This is a genomic window from Nocardia sp. JMUB6875, from assembly GCF_041154655.1.
Taxonomy (GTDB): domain Bacteria; phylum Actinomycetota; class Actinomycetes; order Mycobacteriales; family Mycobacteriaceae; genus Nocardia.
Genome location: NZ_BAAFGR010000028.1, coordinates 33,623 through 58,513, shown reverse-complemented (window position 1 = coordinate 58,513; position 24,891 = coordinate 33,623). Strand labels below are relative to the sequence as shown.

At 66.6% G+C, this 24,891-nt stretch carries 22 protein-coding genes, 1 tRNA gene and 1 other RNA gene; 13 read left to right on the top strand and 11 right to left on the bottom strand.

Annotation, left to right across the window (positions count from 1 at the left end; translation table 11 throughout):
* The coding region (locus tag ACAM49_RS10080) for a TetR/AcrR family transcriptional regulator (RefSeq protein ID WP_369635192.1) at window positions 1-426 on the bottom strand (426 nt) is incomplete at its 3' end.
* 97 nt (window positions 427-523) lie between these two features.
* Here ACAM49_RS10080 and ACAM49_RS10075 point away from each other — a divergent pair.
* Window positions 524-1,633 (top strand): FAD-dependent monooxygenase, encoded by a 1,110-nt coding sequence (locus tag ACAM49_RS10075; RefSeq protein WP_369635191.1) that lies wholly within the window; start codon window positions 524-526, stop codon window positions 1,631-1,633.
* Window positions 1,634-1,653: 20 nt separating this feature from the next.
* On the opposite strand, the gene ACAM49_RS10070 is transcribed toward ACAM49_RS10075, so the two are convergent.
* Together ACAM49_RS10070 and ACAM49_RS10065 are read right to left on the bottom strand one after the other, a co-directional pair.
* Window positions 1,654-2,859, bottom strand: coding sequence for an FAD-dependent monooxygenase (locus tag ACAM49_RS10070; RefSeq protein ID WP_369635190.1), 1,206 nt, complete (start codon window positions 2,857-2,859; stop codon window positions 1,654-1,656).
* Window positions 2,860-3,030: 171 nt separating this feature from the next.
* Complete coding sequence (locus tag ACAM49_RS10065) at window positions 3,031-5,355, bottom strand: MMPL family transporter (protein ID WP_369635189.1); 2,325 nt, start codon at window positions 5,353-5,355, stop codon at window positions 3,031-3,033.
* A 241-nt stretch (window positions 5,356-5,596) separates the two neighbouring features.
* Between ACAM49_RS10065 and ACAM49_RS10060 the strand changes: the two genes are divergently transcribed.
* The 5 genes from ACAM49_RS10060 to tgt all read left to right on the top strand — a co-directional run bounded on the left by ACAM49_RS10060 (window position 5,597) and on the right by tgt (window position 11,812).
* A complete protein-coding gene (locus ACAM49_RS10060; protein WP_369635188.1) occupies window positions 5,597-6,184 on the top strand; it encodes a TetR/AcrR family transcriptional regulator in 588 nt (195 codons plus the stop codon).
* Window positions 6,185-6,222: 38 nt separating this feature from the next.
* Entirely contained in the window at window positions 6,223-6,762 is a 540-nt protein-coding gene (locus ACAM49_RS10055; RefSeq protein WP_369635187.1) for an Rrf2 family transcriptional regulator, read from the top strand.
* 89 nt (window positions 6,763-6,851) lie between these two features.
* Window positions 6,852-8,585 (top strand): ABC transporter ATP-binding protein, encoded by a 1,734-nt coding sequence (locus ACAM49_RS10050; protein ID WP_369635186.1) that lies wholly within the window; start codon window positions 6,852-6,854, stop codon window positions 8,583-8,585.
* Window positions 8,582-10,549 (top strand): ABC transporter ATP-binding protein, encoded by a 1,968-nt coding sequence (locus tag ACAM49_RS10045; RefSeq protein ID WP_369635185.1) that lies wholly within the window; start codon window positions 8,582-8,584, stop codon window positions 10,547-10,549. Before ACAM49_RS10050 ends, ACAM49_RS10045 begins: the two co-directional genes overlap by 4 nt.
* Before the next feature lie 12 nt (window positions 10,550-10,561).
* Window positions 10,562-11,812, top strand: a complete 1,251-nt coding sequence (gene tgt / locus ACAM49_RS10040) for a tRNA guanosine(34) transglycosylase Tgt (protein WP_369635184.1) — start codon at window positions 10,562-10,564, stop codon at window positions 11,810-11,812.
* A gap of 29 nt (window positions 11,813-11,841) precedes the next feature.
* On the opposite strand, the gene ACAM49_RS10035 is transcribed toward tgt, so the two are convergent.
* Window positions 11,842-12,615: a queuosine precursor transporter gene (locus ACAM49_RS10035; RefSeq protein ID WP_369635183.1), complete on the bottom strand. Its 774-nt coding sequence runs from the start codon at window positions 12,613-12,615 to the stop codon at window positions 11,842-11,844.
* A 61-nt stretch (window positions 12,616-12,676) separates the two neighbouring features.
* Between ACAM49_RS10035 and ACAM49_RS10030 the strand changes: the two genes are divergently transcribed.
* Entirely contained in the window at window positions 12,677-13,267 is a 591-nt protein-coding gene (locus ACAM49_RS10030) for a DUF4190 domain-containing protein (RefSeq protein ID WP_369635182.1), read from the top strand.
* A 91-nt stretch (window positions 13,268-13,358) separates the two neighbouring features.
* Here ACAM49_RS10030 and ACAM49_RS10025 read toward each other — a convergent pair whose 3' ends face one another.
* The 3 genes from ACAM49_RS10025 to ACAM49_RS10015 form a co-directional block, all read right to left on the bottom strand.
* A complete protein-coding gene (locus ACAM49_RS10025) occupies window positions 13,359-14,159 on the bottom strand; it encodes an RDD family protein (protein WP_369635181.1) in 801 nt (266 codons plus the stop codon).
* A gap of 57 nt (window positions 14,160-14,216) precedes the next feature.
* Window positions 14,217-15,170, bottom strand: coding sequence for a tRNA glutamyl-Q(34) synthetase GluQRS (gluQRS, locus tag ACAM49_RS10020; RefSeq protein WP_369635180.1), 954 nt, complete (start codon window positions 15,168-15,170; stop codon window positions 14,217-14,219).
* Between the two features lie 98 nt (window positions 15,171-15,268).
* On the bottom strand, window positions 15,269-15,766 hold the full coding sequence (locus tag ACAM49_RS10015; RefSeq protein ID WP_369635179.1) for a DUF309 domain-containing protein: 498 nt from the start codon (window positions 15,764-15,766) through the stop codon (window positions 15,269-15,271).
* A 392-nt stretch (window positions 15,767-16,158) separates the two neighbouring features.
* Here ACAM49_RS10015 and ACAM49_RS10010 point away from each other — a divergent pair, with 392 nt between their 5' ends.
* Window positions 16,159-16,368: a DUF397 domain-containing protein gene (locus ACAM49_RS10010; RefSeq protein ID WP_040802481.1), complete on the top strand. Its 210-nt coding sequence runs from the start codon at window positions 16,159-16,161 to the stop codon at window positions 16,366-16,368.
* A gap of 113 nt (window positions 16,369-16,481) precedes the next feature.
* Here ACAM49_RS10010 and ACAM49_RS10005 read toward each other — a convergent pair whose 3' ends face one another.
* Window positions 16,482-18,134, bottom strand: coding sequence for a cytochrome bc complex cytochrome b subunit (locus ACAM49_RS10005; protein ID WP_369635178.1), 1,653 nt, complete (start codon window positions 18,132-18,134; stop codon window positions 16,482-16,484).
* Window positions 18,135-18,231: 97 nt separating this feature from the next.
* Between ACAM49_RS10005 and ACAM49_RS10000 the strand changes: the two genes are divergently transcribed.
* Window positions 18,232-19,653 carry a WS/DGAT domain-containing protein gene (locus ACAM49_RS10000; RefSeq protein WP_369635177.1) on the top strand — a complete coding sequence of 474 codons (1,422 nt, stop codon included), beginning with the start codon at window positions 18,232-18,234 and terminating at the stop codon, window positions 19,651-19,653.
* A gap of 43 nt (window positions 19,654-19,696) precedes the next feature.
* Here the strand turns inward: ACAM49_RS10000 and ACAM49_RS09995 are convergent.
* Together ACAM49_RS09995 and ACAM49_RS09990 are read right to left on the bottom strand one after the other, a co-directional pair.
* Window positions 19,697-19,782: transfer RNA gene (locus tag ACAM49_RS09995), tRNA-Ser, on the bottom strand.
* A gap of 54 nt (window positions 19,783-19,836) precedes the next feature.
* Window positions 19,837-20,886 (bottom strand): hypothetical protein, encoded by a 1,050-nt coding sequence (locus ACAM49_RS09990; RefSeq protein WP_369635176.1) that lies wholly within the window; start codon window positions 20,884-20,886, stop codon window positions 19,837-19,839.
* 101 nt (window positions 20,887-20,987) lie between these two features.
* On the opposite strand from ACAM49_RS09990, the gene ffs reads away from it, so the two are divergent.
* An RNA gene (gene ffs, locus ACAM49_RS09985) (signal recognition particle sRNA small type) lies at window positions 20,988-21,082 on the top strand.
* 105 nt (window positions 21,083-21,187) lie between these two features.
* Window positions 21,188-22,477 carry an aminotransferase class I/II-fold pyridoxal phosphate-dependent enzyme gene (locus ACAM49_RS09980; protein ID WP_369635175.1) on the top strand — a complete coding sequence of 430 codons (1,290 nt, stop codon included), beginning with the start codon at window positions 21,188-21,190 and terminating at the stop codon, window positions 22,475-22,477.
* 61 nt (window positions 22,478-22,538) lie between these two features.
* On the opposite strand, the gene ACAM49_RS09975 is transcribed toward ACAM49_RS09980, so the two are convergent.
* Window positions 22,539-23,330, bottom strand: coding sequence for a methyltransferase domain-containing protein (locus tag ACAM49_RS09975; protein ID WP_369635193.1), 792 nt, complete (start codon window positions 23,328-23,330; stop codon window positions 22,539-22,541).
* 139 nt (window positions 23,331-23,469) lie between these two features.
* Between ACAM49_RS09975 and ACAM49_RS09970 the strand changes: the two genes are divergently transcribed.
* Window positions 23,470-24,048 carry an HhH-GPD-type base excision DNA repair protein gene (locus ACAM49_RS09970; RefSeq protein ID WP_369635174.1) on the top strand — a complete coding sequence of 193 codons (579 nt, stop codon included), beginning with the start codon at window positions 23,470-23,472 and terminating at the stop codon, window positions 24,046-24,048.
* Window positions 24,049-24,162: 114 nt separating this feature from the next.
* Window positions 24,163-24,858 (top strand): hypothetical protein, encoded by a 696-nt coding sequence (locus ACAM49_RS09965; protein ID WP_369635173.1) that lies wholly within the window; start codon window positions 24,163-24,165, stop codon window positions 24,856-24,858.
* Window positions 24,859-24,891 lie beyond the last annotated feature (33 nt).

Genomic DNA, 24,891 nt, shown 5'->3' with positions numbered 1-24,891 from the left:
GGTGCCGTGGGTGTGGGCCTGGGTGGTCAGGCGGGCTATGCGGTCGGTGATGGTGGTGCGGATTTCGGTGAGGGTCGGATCGGCCTTGATGTCGGCGTGGAGGGTGGGTTCGATGGCGGATGCGGTTGCGCCCAGGCGGAGTTCGGCGCATTCGCGGAGTAGGCGGGCGAGGGCCTGCCAGGCGTCGGGGGATTCGCGTTCGGCCGTCGCGGCCAGGTCGGAGAGGGCCGAGAGGTAGGAGTGGGCGGCGGCGCTGATGAGGGCGCCGCGGTCGGGGAAGCGGCGGTAGAGGGTGCCTACGCCGACGCCCGCGGCATCGGCGATGTCCTTCATGGAGACGTTGACGCCCTGCTCCCGGAAGACCAGTTGGGCCGCGGCCAGGATCTGGTCGCGATTGCTGCGGGCGTCGGCCCTGAGCTCGGCCATTGTCCTCACCTCCGAAAAAGTGGACGAAATTCTTCCGCTTACTGTACCTTGTTGGAAGCGGACGAAAATCGTCCACTTGAGCAAGAAGGTGATGACGATGAGCAAGACGGCATTGATCTCCGGCGGCGGCATCGGCGGCTCGACCGCCGCGTACTGGCTGGGGCGCAATGGATTCGACGTGACGGTGGTCGAGCGGGCCGCCGCGCAGCGGTCCAGCGGCAACCCCATCGATGTGAAGGGACCCGCGGTGGACGTGGTCGAGGGCATGGGCGTGCTGCCGAAGCTGCGGGCGATGGCCTCGACGGTGGATCGGATGAGCTTCGTCGACGCGACCGGGCGGAAGCGGTCGGGCTTGCGGCTCAGCGCTTTTCAGGGCGGGGCGGGGAATCGTGAGGTCGAGGTCGCCCGCGCGGACCTGGCCGCGACCCTGCTCGAGGCGGCCCGCGAACACGCCGAAATCCGCTGGGCCGATTCGATTTCCGGCATCACGCAGGATGCGGAGGGAGTGGATGTCACCTTCGAGAGCGGTGACACCGGGCGCTACGACTACGTGATCGGCGCCGACGGCCTGCATTCGAACGTACGGCGGCTGGTCTTCGGTGCGGAGTCCCAATTCATCCACCACATGGGCATGTACGCCGCGGCCCTGCCGGTCGAGCGGGCCCTCGGTGACGAGCACGAGGTGGTCATGCTCAATCTGCCGGGCCGGGCCATCTCCGTGCATCCCACCAAGGGAAAAGCGGTGGCGGCCTTCATGTTCCGTCGGCAGGCCGTCCCCGGCTTCGATCACCGCGACCTCGCCCAGCACAAGGGACTGGTCGCCGACGCCTTCGCCGGAGACCTCGGCATCTTCACCGATCTCCTCGATCAGCTGAAGGCCGCCGAGGACCTCTACTTCGATTCGGTGAGCCGGATCAGCCTGCCGCACTGGTCATCCGGCCGCGTCGCCCTGCTCGGCGACGCCGGATCCTCGCTCTCGCTCTTCGGCGACGGCTCCACCCTCGCGATCGCGGGCGGCTACACCCTCGCCGAGGAACTCACCCGCACCCCCGACCACCCGGCCACCGCCCTCACCGCCTACGAACAGCGTCACCGCAAGCTCGTCGAACCCAAGCAGCGGGGCTTCCGCGCCGCCGCGGCTCTCATGGTCCCCGCCACCGCCGCGGGCATCGCGCTCCGCAACACCGTCACCCGCTTCATGCGCTGATGAGCGGGTGGGGTGGGCGATCAGTAGGTCGGCAGGACGTAGTCCTGGGTCTGGTCGAGCATCTTCATCATGATCGGGCGGAAGAGCTTGGTGGTCATGAGCTTTCCGATGCGCTGCATCACCTTCAGGCCGAGCTTGGAGGTGGGGAGCATCATCTGGATGCCGCCGCCGGGGAGCTCCTTGGCCTTCTCGAGGAACGGGGTCACCTGCGCCTCGTAGCGGGCCAGGGCGCCCGCGATATCCGTTGGGGTGGCGGCGATTTCACCGGCGAGCAGGTAGGCGCCGACGATGGCCATGGCGGTGCCCATGCCGGTCATGGGGGAGCCGCAGAAGCCGGAGTCGCCGAGCAGGGTGACGCGGCCCTTGGACAGGGTCGGCATGTCGACGCGCACGAGTTCGTCGAAGTAGAAGTCGGGAGCGTGCTCCAGTTCGGCGAGCGCCTCCGGAACCACCCAGCCCGCGTCGGCGAGCATGTCGCGAATCAGCTTGTGCTGGGCGGGGATATCGCCGCGCAGCGCCGGATTCTGCTCGGTGCGCAGGGTGATGATGGCCTTGGAGGTGGTCGGTTCGTAGTCGGGCCGGATGCCGAGCGAGGCGCGCGGCACCACGCGCATGGACAGCCAGTCCTGCTCGGCGACGGCCGGGGTGGGCACGGTGTAGAAGGACATGTAGCCGCCGAGGAAGGTGGTGAACTGCTCCTCGGGCCCGAACACGAGCTTGCGGGTGCGCGAGTGCACGCCGTCCGCGCCGATCACCAGGTCGTAGCGCTCGCTGCGTCCCGAATTGAATCCGACGGTCACCCCGTCGGCGTCCTGGTCGATGGTCTCGATCCAGTCGCCATGCCGGTAGTCGAGTTCCCCTGCGGCGCCGGCGAGTTCGGTGAGCAGCACATCGTTGAGGTCGCCGCGGCTGATCTCGATGTCGGCGACCGGCCCCTTGCCGTCGAACATCTCCATGGACATGCGGTAGACCGGGCTGCCGTCGGTCTTGACGATGCTCATGCCCTTCTCGTGCAGCAGGCGCTTGGAGATGCCCTCCATCAGCCCCATGCGCTCGGCCACCTCGCGGCTGGGTCCGCGCAGATCCACGGCCTGCCCGCCGGGTCGCGGGGCACTGGCCCGCTCGACCACGGTGACGGCGATTCCGGCCCGAAGCAGTTGCAGCGCAACGGCGTTACCGGCGATGCCGCCGCCGGCGACGAGGATACGGAGGGTGTCGGTGCTCATTGGTTTCTCCCGGTGCGGTGAAGCTGGTTTGTCTAAGACATATGTCTAACAGAGTCTGGAACAAATGTCTAGAACAAATGTCTAGAACAAATGTCTAACAAGTCTTCCATCAGCGGAAACGCACTCGGCCCCCACCCGAATCGGGCAGGGGCCGAGCGACTTACGAGCGGATCAGCCGACCGTGGCCGGTTCCTTCTCCAAGACCGGCGTCGAGGACTGCTTGAGCTCGGCGAGCTTGCTGCCCTCCACGTCGATGTCGGGGAGGATGCGATCCAGCCACTTGGGCATCCACCAGGCCCAGTTGCCCAGCAGGGCGAGCAGGGACGGGATCAACACCATGCGGACGATGAAGGCGTCGAAGAACACGCCCGCCGCCATGGCGAAGCCCATGGACTTGGCCACCACGTTGTCGTCGAGCATGAACGCGCTGAACACCGAGATCATGATGATGGCCGCGGAGGTCACCACGCGCGCGCCGTGGTGGTAGCCGCTGATCATGGCGTCCTTGGCGGACTTCCCGTGCACGTACTCCTCACGCATGCGGGTCACCAGGAAGACCTGGTAGTCCATGGCGAGACCGAATACCAAGCCGATCAACATGATCGGCAGGAAGCTGACCAGCGGATGCGGGTCGAACAGCCCGAAGGTGCCCTCCTGGAACAGCAGCACCGTCGCACCGAAGGTGGCGGCCATCGAGAGCAGGAAGCCCAGCGCGGCGGTCAGCGGAACCAGGATCGAGCGGAACACCAACAGCAGCAACAGGAATGCCGCTCCGGCCACGATCGACAGATACGGAATGATCTTGTGCAGCAGGGCCTGTGAGACATCGGTGTAGATGGCGGTGGTGCCGGTGATGCCGTACTCCATGCCGTACTGGCCCTTGAACTCCGACTCGGCGTTGCGCGCGCTCTCGACGAGGTCCTTGGTCTCCTTGTTGTTCGGCCCGGACTTGGGCACGCCCATGAACAGCGCGGCCTGGCCGTCCTGACTGCGCTGCGCGGCCGTCAGGTAATCCATGCCCGGGTAGTGCGCGAGCTTGGTCCGCAGCTCACCGAGCGCCTTGTCGCGGTCGGCCTCGGGCGTCTTCGAAAGATCAACGGCCACCATGAGAGTGCCGTTGGAGCCCTCGCCGAAGCCCTTGGTCTGCAGGTCGTACGCCTTGTAGAGCGTGGTGTCCTTCGGCATCGAGTCGCCGCCGGGCAGGCCCAGCTGCAGATTCACCGCCGGCGCGGCCAACAGTCCGAGCAGCACCACCGAGGCCGCGAGGGTCAGCGCCGGAGCCTTGCCGATGAAGCGGGCGAAGCGAATCCCGTTGGTGACCGAGTTCTCGTCCTCGGGATCGTGCTGCGCGACCAGCGGCAGCTTCGGCTTGAACAGCGTGCCGCCGAACGCACCGAGCAGCGCGGGCATCAGGGTGACGGCGACCAGCACCGCCATGGTGGCCGTGATGGCGCCGCCGATACCCATGTAGGTGAGGAAGTTGACGCCGACGAAGCTGAGCCCGGCCAGCGCGATGATGACGGTCAGACCGGCGAAGATGACCGCGGAACCGGCGGTGCCGACCGCGGTGCCCGCCGCCTCTTCCGGCGAATCCGATACGGCCAGTTCGTGTTTGTAGCGCGACACGATGAACATGGCGTAGTCGATGGACAGCGCGATGCCGATCATCGAGGCCAGGGTCGGGGTGAACGCGGGCACGGTCAGCCAGTGGGTGCCGAACATGACGATGGACATGGCGGTGCCGACACCGAAGATCGCGGTGATGATCGGCACGAACGCGGCGACGATCGCGCCGAACGCGATGATCATGACCACCAGCGCCACGCCGACGCCGATCATCTCGGACGCGCCGCCCGCGGCCTGCTTCTGCTCGATATTGCCGGTCAGCTCCACCTGCAGTCCGGCGTCGCGGGCGCGCTGCCCGACCTGGTAGGCCGCGTCCTGGTCGGCCGTCGTGATGTCGGAGAACTTCGGAATGCTGTACAGCGCCTTGACGACCGCCACCGAATCCGGGTTGGTCTTGTTCAGCACGTTCAGCGGCGCGTTCGAGCAGTTGGCCGCGAAGTTCGGATCGGATCGATTGCCGTCGAGGCAGTCGATGCCCGCGCGCTGCCCGATCTGCTTGGTGGCGGCGATGGGATCCACCGGCGGGGCGTTCTTGTCGATGATGTCGAGCTTGCCGAGGTCGGCGAGGAAGCCCTCCAGCGCCGCCTTGTTCTTGGGATCGGTCAGCTTCTCACCGTCGGGCGCGGCGATCACATAGGTGCCGCTGACGGTGTTGGAGTCGAAATCCTTGGAGGCACCCGGAAAGTGCTTGTCGAGGATCTCGGTGGCCCGCTCCGACGGCAGGCCGGGCATGGAGAAGCTGTCCTGGAACGGCTTCGCGAGGGCGGCGCCGGTGCCGCCGATGACGAGTAGGGCGGCGATCCACGCCGTGATGACGAGCCATTTCCGGCGGAAGGCGAACTTTCCCCACCGATAGAGGTATACGGACACGAGGGGTTCTCCTGGCGAATGGTTTACGGGCGAAACAGGTCTGCTGTGTGCGAGCGCGTAGACAGGCACTGCCGCCTGGGAGCTTCGGCCCCCCGGCCTCCACGAAACTTGAATTCTGCCTACCGTGCGGTAGGTAGACTACCGACCGGATAAGCGGAGGAACAACCTCGACTCTAGGTGGCGTGCGTCGCATCCCCGGCTGGATGACTCACGAACCGAGCGCGGGTGAGAGGATGAGAGCATGGGCGCCCCAGTCGTTTCCGGAACAGTTATCGCAGGTAGAAGCACCAAGGATGCGATCAGAGAGGCCGCGCTGCAGCTATTTTCGACCAAGGGGTTCGACCACAGCAGCCTGCGCGAGGTCGCCGATGCGGTGGGAATCACAAAAGCCTCGCTCTACTATCACTACGCCTCGAAGGTCGATCTGCTGATCGCGATCATCGAGCCGATGTTCGACGAGCTCCGCGCGCAGGTCGAACGCCTCGACGACATCGAGCACACGCCCGAGAACGTGCGCGAGGTGATCAGTGAGCGCCTGCGCTCGACGCTGGCCAATCGCAATGTGGGCGTGCTGTGCATGCGCGATACCGTCGCCATCGTCAATGCCCTCGGCAACCGCTATCCCGACCTGATCGAACTGCATCACCGCACCTGCCGATGGCTGGCCGGACCGGGCGCCGACGCCGACACCCTGTTGCGCGCGACGGCCGCCATGCAGGTGCTCAGCACCGCCATGATGTCCCAGGAGATCGTGCCCGACACCGATACCGCCCATGTCGAGACGATCCTGCTGAATGCCGCACTCGGCGTGCTGTATCCGGCGCGATAGGGTTTTTCCTCACCACCGATTCAAGATCAGGAGTTCCCGTGCACATCACCGCGAAGGTCGATTACGCGGTGCGCACGCTCGTGGAAATCGCGAAGGCGCAACCGGATTCGGTGAAGGCCGACGCCATTGTCGCCGCCCAGGACATTCCGCCCAAAGTGCTCGAGTCGGTGGTCTCGGACCTACGCAAGGGCGGATTGGTCACCAGTCGCCGCGGCCCCGATGGCGGATACCGCCTGGCCCGCCCGGCCGCCGAGATCAGCATCGCCGATGTGATCCGCGTGGCGGAGGGCCCGCTGGCCTCGGTGCGCGGGCAGCGGCCCGAAGACGTCTCCTACCCGGGTGCCGCCGAACCGCTGCAGCGGGTGTGGATCGGGCTGCGGGTGAACATTCGCTCAATTCTGGAGCGGATCACCATCGCCGATATCGCCCACGATCTGCTGCCGTCCTTCCTCGACGAGCTGCTGCGCGATCCGGACGCGTGGACCCGCCGCCCCCGCCCGACCGGCGCTCCGACCCCGGCCCCGCAGGTCACACCGGGTGCGTCCGAATGGCGCGATCTGGACCGGCCCGATATCTGAGTCCCGCCCGGTATGACGTGGGCCACTATCCGACCGCGCCGGAAAACGTCGCGGCGGCGGTCGGGATTCGGCGGTAGCCTGCCAACATCATGTTGATCCGACTCCTACGCACCTTCCTGTGGACCTACCGCAAACAGTTGGCGGGGGTCGTCGTGCTCCAGCTGATCTCGGTCATCGCCATGCTGTATCTGCCCACGTTGAACGCCGACATCATCGACAACGGCGTCACCAAGGGCGATATCGGCTATATCTGGTCCACCGGCGGCTGGATGCTGCTGGTGACCGCCATCCAGATCGTCGCCCAGGGTATTTCGGTGTATCTGGGCGCGCAGGCCGCCATGGGCGCGGGCCGCGATATGCGCGCCGCCCTGCTGCACCGGGTCGGCACCTTCTCCGCGCGTGAGGTCGGCGTCTTCGGCGCGCCGTCGCTCATCACGCGCAATACCAATGACGTCGGACAGGTGCAGCTGCTCATCCTGATGAGCGCCACCATCCTGGTCATGGCCCCGATCATGTGCATCGGCGGCATCTTCATGGCGCTGCGCGAGAGCATGCAGCTGTCCTGGCTGCTGCTCATCGCGGTGCCCGCGCTGGGTCTGTCCATGGCCTTCATCATCAGCCGCATGGTGCCGGGCTTCCGGCGCATGCAGGAGCGCATCGACGCGGTGAACCGCGTGCTGCGCGAACAGATCACGGGCATTCGCGTGGTGCGCGCGTTCGTGCGGGAGCGGCAGGAGACCTGGCGTTTCGGAGTCGCCAATACCGAGCTGACCGAACAGTCGCTCTATGTCGGCAAGTACATGGCGCTGATGTTCCCGGCCGTCATGCTGATCTCCAATGTGACCACCGTCGGCGTCATCTGGTTCGGCGGCCACAATATCGACAACGGGGACATGCAGATCGGCTCGCTGACCGCGATGCTGGCCTACATCATGCAGATCCTGATGGCCGTCATGATGGCCTCGTTCCTGGCCATGATGGCCCCGCGCGCCGCGGTCTCGGCCGAGCGCATCGGCGCGGTGCTCGACACCGAGTCCTCGGTGGACGAACCGCGGCTGCCGCAGTCGTTCAAGGGCGATCCCGGCACGGTCGATCTGGCCTTCGCCGAGTTCAAGTTCCCGGGCGCGGAGAAGCCGGTGTTGCGGGCCATCCGATTCCAGACCACGCCCGGCACCACCACCGCCATCGTCGGCGCCACCGGCTCCGGCAAGACCACGCTGATCAATCTGATCCCGCGGCTCATCGACGTCACCGACGGCGCGGTCTACGTGGGCGGCACCGATGTGCGGCACCTCCCCTTGGAGACGTTGCGTTCGGAGATCGGGCTGGTGCCGCAGAAGGCGTACCTGTTCTCCGGCACCGTCGCCTCCAATCTGCGCTACGGCAAGCCGGACGCCACCGACGAGGAGCTCTGGCACGCGCTGGAGATCGCGCAGGCCGCCGACTTCGTGCGGGAGATGCCGCAAGGACTGGAAACCCCTGTGGCACAGGGCGGTACGACCGTCTCCGGCGGTCAACGCCAGCGCCTGGCCATCGCCCGCGCACTGGTGCGCAAGCCGCGCATCTACCTGTTCGACGACTGCTTCTCCGCCCTGGACGTCGCCACCGATGTGCGGGTCCGCGACGCCCTGCAGCCGGAGACCGCGAACGCGTCGGTGATCATTGTGGCGCAACGCATCTCGACCATCCGCGACGCCGATCAGATCGTGGTGCTGGAGGACGGCGCCATGGCCGGCATCGGCACCCACGACCAATTGCTCAGGGACTGCAGGGAATACCGCGAGATCGTGGAATCCCAGTTCAGCGCGGAGGAGGTGCGATGAGGCCCGGAACCGTCAATCCCGGTGCGCCGGACGCCAAGGCGAAGTCCTTCGGCCCGTCGCTCAAGCGCCTGCTGCGCCTGCTCGCACCCGATCGCGTCTTCCTCGTGATCGTCTTCGTGCTGGCCGTTGGCTCGGTGGTGCTGAACACGCTGGGCCCGCAGATCCTCGGCAAGGCCACCAACCTCATCTTCGACGGCGTGGTCGGCAAGCAGCTGCCCGCGGGGGTCGGCAAGGACGAACTGGTCGAGCACGCCCGCGCGAGCGGCAACGGCACCTTCGCCGACATGCTGGCCAGCATGGACGTGATTCCCGGTACGGGAATCGATTTCACCGCGGTCGGCCACGTGCTGGCCTGGGTACTGGCGCTCTACATCGGTGCCTCGGTGTTCCAGTGGCTGGAGGCGCAGCTGCTGATCATCCTGATCAACCGAACCGTGAAGCGGTTGCGCGCGCAGATCGAGGACAAGATCCACCGGCTGCCGCTGCGCTACTTCGACTCCATGCCGCGCGGCGATGTGCTCTCCCGCGTCACCAATGACGTCGACAATGTGGCACAGACGTTGCAGCAGACCATGTCTCAGCTGATCATCAATGTGCTGTCGGTGATCGGCATCCTGATCATGATGTTCTGGATCTCCTGGATCCTGGCCCTGATCGCCCTGCTGACAGTGCCTTTGGCGATCATCGTGACCGCGCAGATCGCCAAGCGCTCCAAGCCGCACTTCGTCGATCAGTGGAAGCTGACCGGCGACGTCAACGCCCAGGTCGAGGAGGCCTTCACCGGCCACGAGGTGGTCAGCGCCTTCGGCCGCGTGCGCGAGGTCGGCGAGCGTTTCGACGAGACCAACGACAAGCTCTACAACGCGTCGTTCAAGTCGCAGTTCATCTCCGGGCTGATCATGCCCGCCATCATGTTCCTCGGGAACCTGAACTACGTGCTGATCGCCGTGGTCGGCGGCCTGCGGGTGGCGTCGGGTCAGCTGTCGCTGGGTGAGGTGCAGGCCTTCATCCAGTACTCGCGCGGCTTCACCCAGCCGCTCACCCAGATCGGTTCGATGATGAACCTGCTGCAGTCGGGTGTGGCCTCGGCCGAGCGCATCTTCGAGATCCTGGACGCCGAGGAGCAGTCGGCGGATCCGGATCCGGAGGATTCGCGGCCGGTGGATCGCGGCCGGGTGGCGTTCGAGGACGTGTCGTTCCGCTACGAGCCGGAGACCCCGATCATCGAGAACCTCTCGCTGGTGGCCGAACCCGGGCACGTGGTGGCCATCGTCGGCCCGACCGGCGCGGGCAAGACCACGCTGGTCAACCTGCTCATGCGGTTCTACGAGGTGGACTCCGGCGCGATCACCATCGACGATGTCGACATCACCCGCATCACCCGCGACCACCTGCGCTCGCGCATGGGCATGGTGCTGCAGGACACCTGGCTCTTCGGCGGGACCATCCGGGAGAACATCGCCTACGGCAACCCGAACGCGTCCGAGGCCGACATCCTCGAGGCCGCCCGCGCCGCCTATGTGGACCGGTTCGTGCACGCGCTGCCGCACGGCTACGACACCGTCATCGACGAGGAGGGCTCCGGCGTCAGCACCGGTGAGAAGCAGCTCATCACCATCGCGCGCGCGTTCCTGGCCAAGCCGTCCATCCTGATCCTGGACGAGGCCACCAGTTCGGTCGACACCCGCACCGAGCTGCTGGTGCAGCACGCCATGGCGGCGCTGCGGCGGGACCGTACGAGTTTCGTGATCGCGCACCGGCTCTCGACGATCCGCGACGCCGACACCATCGTGGTGATGGAGAAGGGCAAGATCGTCGAGCAGGGCACCCACGACAAGCTGCTCGCGGCCAAGGGCGCGTACAGCCGCCTCTACAACGCGCAGTTCGCCGCGGCCATCACCGACGGCGAGGGCGAGAACGTGGACGATCCGGAGCCGGACGCGGTCGCCCTCAGCAAGAACTGAGAAGATGGCTCGGTGTCTGCACCCTCCGAGTTCTCGTTCAAGGTCGGTACCCGTCTGGAAGGACGGCACGGCAGGACGGGCGTGATCAGTACGCCGCACGGCGACATCGCCACGCCCGCCTTCACGCCGGTCGGTACCAAGGCCACGGTCAAGGCCGTGCTGCCGGAGACCATGAAGGAACTCGGTGCGCAGGCGCTGCTCGCCAACGCCTATCACCTCTACCTGCAGCCCGGTCCGGACATCGTGGACGAGGCCGGGGGCCTGGCCAAGTTCATGAACTGGAACGGCCCGACCTTCACCGACTCGGGCGGCTTCCAGGTCATGTCGCTGGGCGTCGGCTTCAAGAAGGTACTGGCCATGGAGTCGGTCGGCGTGCAGGACGACGATGTGATCGCCAAGGGCAAGGAGCGGCTGGCCCACGTCGACGACGACGGCGTCACCTTCCGCTCGCACCTGGACGGCTCCAAGCACCGGTTCACGCCGGAGGTGTCTATGGGCATCCAGCATCAACTGGGCGCGGACGTCATGATGGCCTTCGACGAGCTCACCACGCTCATGAATACCCGTGGCTACCAGGAGGAATCGCTGGAGCGCACGCGCCGCTGGGCCCAGCGCTGCCTGGACGAGCACGAGCGGCTCACCGCGGCCCGCCCGCACAAGCCGTATCAGGCGCTGTTCGGGGTGATCCAGGGCGCGCAGTACGAGGACCTGCGCCGCAAGGCCTGTCGCGATCTGGAGGCGTTGCGCGGCGCAGCCGGAACGGGATTCGACGGGTACGGCATCGGCGGCGCGCTGGAGAAGCACAATCTGGGCACCATCGTCGGCTGGTGCTGTGACGAACTGCCCGAGAACAAGCCGCGGCACCTGCTCGGCATCAGCGAGCCGGAGGACATCTTCACGGCGGTGGAGAACGGCGCGGACACCTTCGACTGCGTGAATCCCTCACGCGTGGCGCGCAATGCGGCCATGTACACCGACGAGGGCCGCTTCAATATCAATACCGCGCGCTTCAAGCGGGACTTCACGCCCATCGACGAAACCTGCGACTGCTACACGTGCGCCAATTACACGCGCGCCTATATTCACCACCTGTTCAAAGCGAAAGAGATTCTCGCGGCGACACTTTGCACCATCCACAACGAGCGTTTCACGGTGCGCCTGGTGGACCGCGTGCGAGAAAGCCTGGACGGCGGCTATTTCGACGACTACAAGACCGATTTCCTGGGCCGCTGGCGCGGCCGCATCAAAGCCCCTGGGCTATAGGGGAATTCGACGCGACCGCGCCGAAACCGCTATTCGTAGATGGCGGCCCGTTCGCGCGGGCGGTACGAGGGCTCGCGCTTCTTCAGGAAGGCGATGCAGCGGTAGCTGATCGGCAGCACGCACGCCTCGACGAGGGTCTTCCAGACGAAGCCCACGATCAGGTAGTTGAGGTAGTCGCCCCAGGTGTGAATGCCGATGGCGGTGGCCGCGATCGAGCAGAACACCAGGGTGTCGCCGAACTCGCCGGCGACGGTGGAGCCCATCAGCCGCGCCCACAGGTGCTTCTCCTTGGTGCGCTCCTTGATGAGCACCAGGGTGGCCGAGTTCAGGAACTGGCCCACGAAGTACCCGGCGATGCCGGCGAACGCCAGCTGCGGGGTATGGCCCAGGACGTCCTTGAACGACGACGCGTTCTGGTCGAGGCCCTCGCCCGTGGGCAGCCAGATGACCACCTGGAAGCAGGCGATCATGAGCAGCAGCGCGGCGAAACCGTAGTAGACGGCGCGGCGGGCGGCCTTGAAGCCGTAGACCTCGCTGAGGACGTCGCCGATGACATAGGCCAGCGGGAACAGGAAGAACGCGCCGTCCATGGTGACGGGCAGCACGGTGATCGGGCCGAACGAGAGATGGCTGTCGGTGAAGAACTGCACGCCCTTGGCGACGCAGACATTGGAGATCAGCAGGACGGCGGTGAAGGCCACCGCCACCTGGGTGAAATATCCCCCAGCCGGATCCGCGAACGAGGCGTGCTCCGGCGTGGGGTGTCCAGATCGGCCGGAATCGACCGTTTTCGTATCACTCACGCGGAAAGTATCCCTGCCTGGACCGATACGCACGGACCGACGGGTGTCTTAGGCTTGATGAATGACGAAGCCCGGCGATTCCGACGAGTGGTGGAGGCAGTACGGCGGTGAGGGCGTGACGCCCGAGAACCCGCCCTCGGCGCCCCAGCAATCGGTGCCGCAGCAACCCACTCCGCCCCCGGCCGGCTACACCTCCGGGCCGCAGTATCAGAATCCGCCGATGACCCCGCCGCCGCAGCCGGTGTATCCGAATTACCCTCCGCCGCAGTCGAATTACTCCCAGCCGCAGTCGACTCCGGCACCCGGCTATCCGGTCGCCGGGCAGCAGCAGCCGCAGGGTTACGGCTATCCGGGCTACCAGCCCTACGGGTACGGGGCCCCGAGCCAGCAGACCAATTCACTGGCCATCGCCTCGCTGGTGGTGTCGATCATCGGCCTGCCCAGCATGTTCTTCTGCCTGTTCATCCCGGTGATCTCGCTTGTCGGGCTGGTGCTGGGCATCGTCGGGTTGAACCAGATCAAGAGCAATCAGCAGCAGGGCCGCGGCCTGGCGCTGGGCGGCATCTGGGTGGGCGCGATCGGCATCGTCATCGGCCTCGGGCTGCTGCTGATCCTCATCCTCGCGGGTGACTGGAGTACGTCGACGTATTAGCGAAAATGACGTATCAGCGAAAACGCTGTGCGGCAATGAAAATGGGGCGCATCCACGAGGATGCGCCCCATTTTCGTTCGGTTCGAGGGACTCAGCCCTTGAGCACCTGGGTGCCGCCCGCGAACTTGTCGTGCCAACCCTGCTTGTTCGGGTCCTGCTCGATGGTGATCGCGACGTAGATCATCAGGCCGATGCTGATCAGGTTGCCGATGCACCAGACGATGTCGGCGAGCACGAAGATGTTCCGCTTGATCGAGGTCTGGATGTCCAGCGGCGCGCCGCCGGGGCCGATGACCCGCAGTCCGAGGATCTTCTTGCCGAGGGTCTGACCGTTGTTCTGGGTCTCCATCAGCACGAAGTAGGCGGTGATGATGATGGTCGACAGCGCGCCGCCGATGATGCTCGCGCCGATGCCGCCGCCCATGGCGGACTGCAGGATCCCGACGACGATGCCGGTGGGGATGCCGGCGATCAGGTAGTCGATGATGCGGGCGCCGAAGCGGATCCACAGGTCACCGGGCACCGCGCCGCCGAAACCGCCTGCGCCGTAACCGGGCTGGCCGCCGCCCGGGTAGGGCTGGTACGGCTGCTGCCCGTAGGGCTGCTGCTGGCCGTAGGCGTCGGACTGGCCGAAGGACGGCTGCCCGTAGGACGGCGGCTGCGGCTGGCCGTACTGCGGCTGCTGCTGACCGTACGGATCCGACGGCGGCTGCTGCTGGCCGTACGGGTCGGACTGCTGGCCGTAGGGCTGCTGCGGCTGCTGACCGTAGGGATCGGACTGACCGTAGGGCTGCTGCCCGTACGGCTGCTGGGGCTGCTGCCCGTAAGGCTGCTGCCCGTACGGCTGGCCACCCTGCGGATATTGGTTGGGGTCGTACCCACCGCTCGTCATCTGTTTCGCCGTCCTCGTCGAATTCGTTCGGGATCTGGTCGAGTGCGTACGTTACGGTTATGAACTGGGTTGCAACAACCCGTTGGGGTCGAGTGTCCACGGTTCCCGGGGCAGGTCTTCCGGCCGGAATTGTTCCAGCAGATCGGACGGCGTGTTTGCGCCGATGTAGCCCAATGACGCCGCGAGCGCGCCGAACACCTGGTGCGGGGATTCGCCGAGCGCCATCCGATCCCGCAGGGTGACCGCCCCGTCCCGCTTCGCCAGCCGCTGCCCGGCCGTGTTCAGTACCAATGGGACATGGGCGTATTCGGGCACCGGCAGGTCGAGCAGGGTGGCCAGGTAGGCCTGCCGGGGCGTGGAGGGCAGCAGGTCGTCGCCCCGCACCACCTGGTCGATGCCCTGGTCGGCGTCGTCCACCACGACCGCGAGGTTGTAGGCGGGGGTGCCGTCGCCGCGGCGCAGCACCAGATCGTCCACCGCGCCGCGGTATTCACCGAGTAGCCGGTCGGTGACGGTGAATTCGGTGACGGCGGCGCGCAGGCGCAGCGCGGCGGGACGGCCCTCGGCGCGGCGCTCCCGGATCTGCTGATCGGTGAGATTCCGGCAGGTCCCGGGGTACGCGCCCAGCGGGCCGTGCGGCGCGGTGACCGCCTGCTGGATTTCCCTGCGCGTGCAGAAGCATTCGTAGGTGAGCCCGGCCGCGGTCAGGCGCTCGATGGCCGCCTCGTAGAGCGGCAGCCGCTGGGATTGCCAGACCACCGGCGGATCCCAGTCCAGTCCGATGGCCGCGAGATCCTCGAGCTGCCGTTCGGCCGCACCCTTTTTCACCCGATCCAGATCCTCGACCCGCATGAGGAAGCCGCGACCCGTGGAACGGGCGAACAACCACGCCAGGAGTCCGGTGCGCAGATTGCCCACGTGCAGGTCGCCCGACGGGCTGGGCGCGAATCGGCCCGACGCAGGTCGAGGTTCGGCACTGCCGGACGTTGCTGTGGCGGGGTCGATGGACACGTCTGTCGATGGTAGTTCGCATCCTTCGCACCGCCGCCGATCCTTCGCATTCTTGCGGGCGCACACAGGGAGTGTGGAACGAGAGTTCCGCTGCGAATTCAGTGCGGGATTGTGAGCCGGGGTCGAAGATCGTTCTCGGATATGGGTTTTCCCTGGTCAATGGCGGTAAGCAGGGTGTCGGCGCAGGCCAGCAGCCCGGGCGAGTCGATGCCGTAGGGCGCCGGACCATAGGCCGTGAGGCGCTGCGTCGCGCGTTCGAGCAGGGTGCGAGCCCCTTTCGAATTTCCGCGTTGAATGTGGGTGAGCCCAACGGCAAATTGCGCGAGGCCCTGCCACAGCGACTTCTCCGCGAACGGGCCGTTCTTCCAGGCCGCCTCGAGTACCTCGTGGGCGTTGAATGCCAGCCCGTCATCGATCAGCCGCTGCGCGTAGTCGAGGGTCTCGGCGGGCGGCAGGTCGAGATCATCGGGGATGCGGGGGACACCCGGGCTGCCGAACGGGAGGGGTCGCCCAAAACGGTCGCGGGGACGGGCATTCCGGGCGCGGCCGCCCTCGTCGCGGTCCCGGGTGTCGTCGTGCGCTGCGTCCTGGGGCATGCGCTCCATGATTCCCCATGGCGCGGGCCCCGGCGCGCGGCGAGTTCGCGCATGCCGACGGGAATGGCGCCGCAACGGAATTCGGACTTCTGAAATTCGAAAGGCTCAAATTACGGCTAATTCGGCGCAAATAATTAGCTGGCTAACCTTGCCGTATATTTGCTGATTGAAAACGAAAGAATGCGATCTCCTTATGACGAACCCTGCTAGTGTTTAGCGCGGGAACGGCCATCGGGGGTGCATTCCCATCGCGAAGTGCACGAACTGGTTGTACGGAGCGTTTGCGTGCGGCCCGTGGCGCACCAGGGATTCGTGATTCTCGATGGATCCCAGGGTCACCAAGATCATTGCCAGCAAGATCTCATCCTTGACGCAGCAAAGGAGCTAGTACCGTGAACCTGGATTACACAGGCGCCGTATGGCGCAAGAGCAAACACAGTGGCCCCAACGGCAACTGCGTAGAGGTCGCATTTCTCGGCGACGGAAACGTCGCGGTCCGGGACAGCAAGGAAAACGGCCGCGGGCCGATCCTGGCCTTCACCCCCGGCGAATGGGACGCCTTCGTCGCCGGCGTCTCCGACGGAGAGTTCAAGCGGGCCTGACCGGCCGCGCTGAGGGCCTCGCCCCAGGCCCGATCCGGGAGAAAAGCGGAAGCCCCGAGTCCCGGAGACTCGGGGCTTCACTCTGTCCGGGGCGGCCCGGCGAACAGACGTGACTAGGCCCGTTGCCCGTTGCCCGCGTGCCCGTTGCCCGCCGCGTCCTCCTGCGCCCGCCGCAGCACCGCCAACTGCGCGTGCTCGGCCGCGCGGTCGTTGGCGGCATTGGCCTCCCGCTCGGCAGGTGGATCGGCGCGGAAGAACGCGCCCGTGCCCGGTCGCCCGGCGACTCCCAACTCGTTCATCTTCCGGGGCACCTTCGCGCCCTGGTACTCCAGGGGAATCGGATGACCGTGCTCGTCCACCGGTCCCAGCGGCTGATGCAGTTCGATGTACTCGCCGTGCGGAAGCCGCCGCACCACACCGGTTTCGATGCCGTGCTCGAGGATGGCCCGATCACTGCGCTGCAGGCCCAGGCACAGCCGGTAGGCGACCGTGTAGGCCAGCGCGGGCACGGTCAGCAGGGCGATGCGGAAGGCCCAGGTGGTGGCATTGAGCGAGATGTCGAACTTGAAGGCGATGATGTCGTTGACGCAGGCCAGGGTGAGGATCAGATAGAAGGTCAGCGCCATGGCCCCGATCGCGGTGCGCACCGGCACATCTCGCGGCCGCTGCAGCAGATTGTGCCGGGCCCGATCGCCGGTGAGCCGCTTCTCGATCCACGGGTAGGCGATGATCAGCGTGAAGATCAACGGCATGAACAATGCCACCGAGAACGCGCCCGGCACCGTGTGCCCGAAGATGTAGAGCTCCCAGGCCGGGAACAGGCGCAGGAAGCCGTCGGTCCACATCATGTAGAAGTCGGGCTGGGTGCCGGCCGACACCTGGGACGGGTTGTAGGGACCCAGATTCCAGATCGGATTGATCTGCAGCAGCCCGCCCATGATGGCCAGCACGCCCAGGGTGAAGGCGAAGAACGCGCCCTGATCCAGCGAGAACACCGGCACGATGCGGGTGCCGATGACGTTCTTCTCGGTGCGGCCCGGGCCCGGGTACTGGGTGTGCTTCTGGTACCAGACCAGCGCGATGTGAACGACGATGAGCGCCAGCATGATTCCGGGCAGCAGCAGCACATGGGCGATGTAGAGCCGCGGAATGATGATGCTGCCGGGGAAGTCCCCGCCGAACATGAGCCAGTGCAACCAGGTGCCGATGACCGGACTGCCCAGCGTGATGCCGGCGAAGGCGGCGCGCAGGCCGGTGCCCGAGAGCAGGTCGTCGGGCAGCGAGTAGCCGAAGAAGCCCTCGAACATGGCCATGATGAACAGCAGCGCGCCGAGCACCCAGTTGGCCTCGCGCGGTTTGCGGAACGCGCCGGTGAAGAAGATGCGGCACATGTGGACGATCATGGACGCGGTGAACAGCAGTGCGGCCCAATGGTGCACCTGCCGCACGAACAGGCCGCCGCGCACGTCGAAGGAGATATTGAGCGCGGTCTCGTACGCGCGGGACATGGTGACCCCGCGCAGCGGCTGATAGGACCCGTTGTAGGTCACGTCCTGCATGGACGGATCGAAATACAAGGTCAAATAGACGCCGGAGAGCAGCAGAATGATGAAGCTGTAGAGCGCTATTTCGCCGAGCAGGAACGACCAGTGGGTCGGAAAGACCTTGTTGATCGAGCGTTTCAGGAATGCGGCAGCTTGATACCGCTGATCCGCTTCATCGGCCTGCGTCGCGATTTTTCTCGCAGTCGCCGTTCTGGTTGCCATTGCGGTCACCCCGCCCCCGGGAGAGATGTAAGGCTTCTACTACAAACGGTAGCACCCAGAGCGGCTGCGCCGTATGGAGTTTCGCTAGGGTCATCGGGTGAATTCCCTGGCCGCCCGGGACGCCACCATGTACTGGCTGTCCGCGCGCACCCGCAATGATCTGTTCCTGCTCTACTGCTTCGCCGACACCGGACGCGATGCCGGGCGGCTGCGGGCGGAGGTGGCGGATCGGGTCACTCACATTCCGGATTTGCTGATACACGTGCTGGACACTCCTGCAAACATTGCGTATCCCATTTGGGCGGCTTGCGAATTCACGAATGCTCAGTTCGTCGATCACGACCTCGACGCGGCGACGTGGGCGAATGCCACCGCGGCCGTGGGCGGTCTGCTCGGCACCGGTCTGCGTGCCGCCGATCGGCCCTGGCGGCTGCACGTGTTCCGGAATGTCCGGGAGGTCCCGGGATTCGCTACCGGCGAGTCCGCGCTCGTAGCGGTGCTCCAGCTATCCCACGCGCTCGCCGACGGTCGCCGCGCCGCGCTCATCGCGCGGGCGCTGTTCGGCCGCAGCGAATTTCCGGCAGATTCACCCCGGCGTGAATCAATACCGCTCGTCGACCGCGTCCTGCCGGACAAGGTGCGCGAGACGGCACTCAGCGCCTTCGCCGCTACCCGGGCCCTGCCCGGTATTCCGATCGGTATGGCGCGCACCGTCATTCGCGGGCTGGCCGCTGCCCGGGCGCAAGGGCGGCTGGCCGAGCTGACCGCGGCAGGGGAGCTGCCGCCGCCCGCCCCGGATGCCGAACCGAACGTCCTCAACGGAGGCGGTGCGGTGCCCACAACGCATACCGTGCGAATGCTGGTGTGCGACAAGGACCGGCTGCGCGCGCCGGGCCACTCGGTCACCGTTGTGGCGCTCACCGCGGTCTCGGTCGCGCTGGAGCGCTACCTCCAGGATCGGGGTGAGCCGCCGCTCGGACTGCGCGCCCAGGTGCCGATGGCGTTCGCCGCCACCGGCGACGGCCGCAACGGCTACCGCGATCTCTCGGTGGATCTGGCCGTCGCCGAACCCACCCCGCGCGCCCGCGCCGACCGCATCGCCGCCGACCTGGCCGCGCGTCGCGAGCGCGCCGCCCACCCGTTGCAGGCCGCCCGGGACGCGGTGACCGCCGTGCTGCCCGCCCCGCTGCTGCACCGCGATGTCATGCACGCCCCCACCGACGCACTCCCGGAACGAGTTTCGGGTCACACCGTGGTGTCCAGCGTCGACCGGGGTGGCGCGGATCTCGAGTTCGGCGGCGGTGCGGTGCGTTTCACAGCGGGCTTCCCGGCCCTGGGTGCGGTCATGCACCTGACCCACGGCGTGCACGGCCTGGGCGACACCGTCACCGTCTCGGTGCACGCCGACCCCGCGGTGCTGCCCGATCCCGACCGGTACGCGATGTTGCTGGAGTCGGCCCTGGACGAGGTTGCCTGCGCATTGCGGGAATCGGAGCCCGGCGGATCCGGCAGACAATAAGGAAGGCCCCGTCCGGATCGAGTCCGGACGGGGCCTTCGCAAGCGGAGGATAGGGGATTTGAACCCCTGAGGGCTGTTAACCCAACCCGCGTTCCAGGCGAGCGCCATAGGCCACTAGGCGAATCCTCCGCCGAGCAATATACCGGGTGTACCCCTGGTAGAAGCAAATGCCGTGGTCGGCGGCTACTTCTTCTTCACATTGTCGAGCGCCTTGCGGGTCTGGTCCTTGCAGACCTGGGCCAGGTCGTCCTTGCTGACGGTCTTGCCCTTGTACGTGGTCAGCCGGATCTCGATCTTGACCGAGGCGTTGTCGTCCTTGACCGCGCAGGTGTAGTCGGTGGTGGTGAAGTAGGTGTAGTCGTCGGACTTGGACACCCAGTAGCCCGCCTCGCCGATGCCGACCAGGTCACCCGAGGTGCGGCCGCTGCCGGTGGTGCCGGTGTCGGAGGTCTTCCAGAGGTCGTATTCCGGGCGGTTGTACGCGCTGGAGGAACCGCTCAGGAAGGACACGTCGAGGGTCAGGTCGGCGGTGTTGGTGTCGGTGGAACCGTATTTGTCGGGCTTGGTGGTCTCCTCGTTGCCCGCGCGGCATTCGAAGCGGCCACCCGAATAATCGGTGGGCTTGGTCTCGGAGTGCTCGGGGGCGCCCTTGGAGTTGGCGGCGAACTTGCTGAGCACCGAGGTGTCGATCACGCTGCAGCCGTTGGTGACACCGTCCATGGTGTACTTCCCGGCATTCTTCTTCTTGTTGTCGCCGAGCGGCGAGGAGCCGTCGTCGCCGGTCAGCGCGACCGCGCCGATGATCACGCCGACGATCACCACCAGACCGATGACACCGCCGACGATCCAGCCGGTCTTGCTACCGCCCGAGCGCGGCGGCTGCTGCGGCGCGTATCCGTAGGCGGGCGCGATCGGCGGCACCGGCGGCGGCGCGTACTGCTGCTGCGGGGCGCCGTACGGCTGCTGCGGGAAGCCGCCGGACATCGGCTGGCCGTAGCCGCCGGTCATCGGCTGCTGCTGCGGGTAACCGCCGCCGGACTGCGGGGGCGGCACGGCCTGGGCGGGCGGGGTGTAGGGCGGCATGCCTCCCGCGTAGTTCAGCATGGTCGGGTCCGCGCCCTGAACCGGTTGGCCGGGTTCGGTTCCGGTGGGCGGGGTGGCCCACCACTGCGCGGTTTCCTGCGCCTTCGCCGGGTCGTGCGGTCCGCCGGATCCTGGATCGGAACTCGTCATCTGGATTCTTTCCCCTCCGGAAATGAGCGGGTGCCCCCGCATATCGCAGGCATCGTATCGACCCCGGGCGGCACGGGTCTCGGTGAGCCGCTACACTGGCCGACGGATCCAGCGCGGCGCGCATCCTGTGAACTCCCCCAGGGCCGGAAGGCAGCAAGGGTCAACGGGCTCTGCCGGGTGCGCTGGGTCCCCTTTCATATATCCCTGCCGATCCGGCGAAGCCTCCTAGTAACGTGAGCGGTTGGGTTCGCGCTGAGCGCAACCCTGGACACACATCCCACGCCATTGGAAAGGCTGTCAGATGCCTCGGCAGACGCAATTCGGTTTGATGAGCCATGCGGAACTCGCGACGGAACACGAGACGCAGACCGCGAACTACGCGAAGCTCAAGACCGAGAAGCTGACGCTGGACATTACGAGGGGTAAGCCCTCGCCCGAGCAGTTGGACCTCTCGCAGGGGCTCCTCGAACTGCCGGGCGCCGCCGACTACCGTGACGCCAACGGCACCGATGTCCGCAATTACGGTGGCCTGCACGGCCTGCCGGAGCTGCGCGCCATCTTCGGTGAGCTGCTGAACATTCCGGTCTCGAATCTGCTGGCCGGCAACAATGCCAGCCTCGAGATCATGAACGATCTGCTGACGTTCACCATGCTGCACGGCAACGCGGATTCGGTGCGCCGCTGGATCGACGAGCCGGTGCTCAAGTTCCTGTGCCCGGTACCGGGTTACGACCGCCACTTCGCCATCACCGAGGCGCTGGGCTTCGAGATGATCCCGATCCCGATGAAGGGTGACGGCCCGGACGTGCACCTGATCTCGGAGCTGGTGGCCTCCGACCCCAGCATCAAGGGCATGTGGGCGGTGCCCAACTACTCCAACCCGACCGGCATCACCTTCTCCGAAGCCGTTACCCGGGAACTGGTTTCGATGCCGACGGCCGCGCCGGACTTCCGCCTGTTCTGGGACAACGCCTACGCGGTGCACCCGCTCACCGACACCGCCGAGCCGGTGCTGGACGTGCTGGGCATGGCCGAGCAGGCCGGGCACCCGAACCGGGTGTTCGTGCTCGCCTCCACCTCGAAGATCACCTTCGCGGGCGCGGGCGTGAGCTTCTTCGGCTCGTCCACCGCCAATGTGGAGTGGTATCTGAAGCACCTGGGCAAGAAGACGATCGGCCCGGACAAGGTGAACCAGCTGCGGCACCTGCGCTTCTTCAAGGACGCCGAGGGCGTGCGGGCGCACATGCAGCGCCACCGCGAGATCCTCGAGCCCAAGTTCAAGCTGGTGCTGCGGATCCTGGAGGACCGCCTGGGTGCGTCGAAGGTGGCGTCCTGGACCGAGCCCAAGGGCGGATACTTCATCAGCCTGGACGTGCTGGAGGGCACCGCGAGCAAGATCGTGGCGCTGGCCAAGGACGCCGGCATCGCGTTGACGCCCGCCGGGGCCTCCTATCCGTACGGAAAGGACCCGGAGGACAAGAACATTCGCATCGCGCCCAGCTTCCCGTCCACGGCGGAACTGGAGAAGGCGATGGACGGCCTGGCCACCTGCGTGCTGCTGGCGGCCTCCGAGAAGCTCATGAGTCTGTAAAGGCCCCAACGAAATAAGAGGCGCGCACCCCGAAACGGTGCGCGCCTCTTGTGTTTTCGAGTCAGTTCGGCTTGTGCGCCAGGACCGCGAAGATGGTCACCGACAGGTGGATGTCACCGCTGGCCGCACCGGTCTCCAGATCCGCCAGCAGCTGTGTGCGCTGGGCCTTGCTGATCGAGCCGCGCGCGACGGCCCGGTCGGCGACCCGCGCCACCAGCGCGCCCGCGCCGACGCTGCCGTCCTGGATCAGCGCGTGCGAGGCGATGTCGTCGACGACCAGTCCGGCGGCGGTGAGCTGCCCGGCCAGGCGGCGGCCCGCGAAGGGGTTGGTGGTGCCCGCGATCATGGTCTCGATCACCTCGTGCACCACGTGCCGGTCGCCGGGATGCACGATGGCCGTGCCCCAGTCGCTGTCCATGACCACCACGCGGCCGCCGGGGCGCAGCACCCGGGCGATCTCCCCGGCCGCGCGGGCGGGCGCGGTCAGATGCTGGAAGACGCGCTCGCACAGCGCCACATCGAAGCTCTCACTGCCGACGGGCAGGCCGTAGGCGTCGCCGCTGACGAAGGTGGCCGAGGATCCGGCCTGGGCGGCACGGCGTTCGGCGGCGAGGAGCAGGTCCGGATCGGGCTCCACGCCGAGCGCGGTGCCGGTGGGGCCGACCCGGTCGGCGAAGGTCAGCACCTCCGAACCGGTGCCGGAGCCGATATCGACGGCGCTCTCGCCGGGTCGGGTGGCCAGGGCATCGTGGGCCCAGGCCCGCAGCCGCCGGATGCCCGGCAGGGCTGCCTGGAGATCGTTGACGTCGACGAGCTGATCTTGTCCATCACGGTCGAAACGGTCCGGTCGCAGTCCGGCCCCTGCGTCAGGTTGCGACGCGGTTCGCACTGAAGAATTAGCCATGGTGTCGGGCATGCGCCGAGCCTAGTCTTTTCCGGTCCGCCGGGTGACCCGTGTCACGGCGACCCACGAGTAATGGGATGATCGACGCATGGTGAGCCGCACGCTGTGTATTGCGCAGGAATCCGATGCCGACGAGCTGCTTTCGACCGATGATTTCGCCCTGTTGGTCGGAATGATGCTGGATCAGCAGTTCCCCATGGAGCACGCATTCCGTGGTCCGTGGAAACTGGCCGACCGCATGGGCGGCTTCGATATCCACAAGATCGCCGCCGCCGATCCCGAGGAATTCGAGGAGCTGGCCGCCACCCCGCCCGCCATCCACCGCTACGGCCGGTCCATGGGCCGCCGGGTGCAGGAGCTGGCCCGCTACATTGTCGAGAATTACGACGGCAATACCGCCGCGCTGTGGACCGAGGGCGATCCGGACGGCAAGGAAGTGCTGAAGCGGATCAAGAAGCTGCCCGGATTCGGCGACCAGAAGGCGCGAATCTTCCTGGCGCTCTTGGGCAAACAACGCGGGCTGACGGCTACCGGCTGGCGTGAGGCGGCGGGCGCGTACGGCGAGGACGGCTCGCGCCGCTCGGTCGCCGACGTCACCGACGCCGAATCCCTGACCCAGGTGCGGGAATTCAAGAAGCAGGCCAAGGCCGCCGCCAAGGCGAAGTAACCCGGGTCACGCCAGGTCCATCGAATCAACCTGGTTTTTAACCTCCAGAATCCTGTGAGGTTGCTTAATGCTTGCCGCCGACAGTTCAGTTTTCGGCAGGGAAGCAGTACCAGAATGAAGATGAGGAAATTCGCCGGGATCGCGGCATTGGTGATCGCGGCGACGGGCGTGACGGCCGGGACGGCCTACGCCGGTCCGGCCCCGGCCGAGTCGGATGTCATCAATTACACCAATCAGGCCACCGACACCGGTGCGATCATCCGGACCGACGCCGGTTCGCTGGTGGTCGAGGACGGCGCGCTGAAAATCAAGGCGGCCAATGGAACCACCGTCGCGGGCACGGAATTGAAGTTCCGGGTCGACGATTTCGAGTTCCCGATCGCGGCCCAGGTCTCCGATCGCACCGCCACGCTGACGCCGCAGTTCGACGAGGCGCACGCGGTTTACAAGCCGGTCGCGCTCCCGTACGAGGATCAGGCCCCGTGGAAGACCCAGTACGACCGTGAGCTGGCCGCCTGGAACCGCCTGACCAGCACCATCAGTGCGGGCGCGACCATCGGCACGCTGGTCGGCGGCCTGGGCGGCGCGGCGCTCGGCTGCGTCGTCGGCGGCGTCGTGTTCGCCACCGCCACGGCCCCGCTGGCCACCATGTTCGGCGTCGGCCCCATCGCCGGCTGCCTCATCGGCGCTTCGACCGTCGGCTTCCTGGGCACCATCGCCGGTCAGGTATTCGTGACCGCGCCGGTCGCGATTGCCGCTGCGGTGCAGTACTTCACGACCATCAACCAGCCGTTCACGCCCGCCAAGTAAGACCTTCTCGGTTATCGATGGGCAAAGGTTCAT